This is a genomic window from Tolypothrix sp. VBCCA 56010, from assembly GCF_050875635.1.
Classification (GTDB): domain Bacteria; phylum Cyanobacteriota; class Cyanobacteriia; order Cyanobacteriales; family Nostocaceae; genus Hassallia.
The window spans coordinates 1-479 of sequence record NZ_JBPAOH010000430.1; the positions used below are offsets into that span (position 1 = coordinate 1).

Consider the following 479-nt stretch of genomic DNA (forward strand, 5'->3'; position numbering starts at 1 on the left):
ATGGTACTTATAAGGTATTACAAATAACAGTGGAACGCGAGTCAAACAAGCCTCTCATAACCTATTTCGGTGGAGTTTCTCTACGGTGGAATAAGTGGGTCGAACTTGATGACAGCCAGACTAATCAAATCTGGAACGGACGTAGCGAAGTTGTTCAACGACTCTTAGCCCAAGAATGTGAAATTTGCGGAGCAACGGACAATATCGAAGTCCATCATATCCGCAAGTTAGCAGACCTTATGCAAAAGGGATGCTCTGAACGCCCAGAATGGATGGTTAAAATGTCGGCACGAAAACGTAAAACCTTAGTGGTTTGTCGTCAGTGCCACGAGAAAATTCAATATGGACGCTACGACGGTGATGCACTCAAATGTAAAGATTACCGGAAAGCTACGTGATACGGAAACGGTCATGCGTAGTTTGGAGGGGGGTGGTTGGAAAAGTGCCAATATTGGTAACTCGCTGGCTGCCTACCCTAC

General features: G+C 45.5%; 1 pseudogene. It reads left to right on the plus strand.

The features are described 5' to 3' along the window. Window positions 1-398: pseudogene (locus AABK37_RS41855) on the plus strand (hypothetical protein); the annotation flags it as partial. Window positions 399-479: the final 81 nt, after the last annotated feature.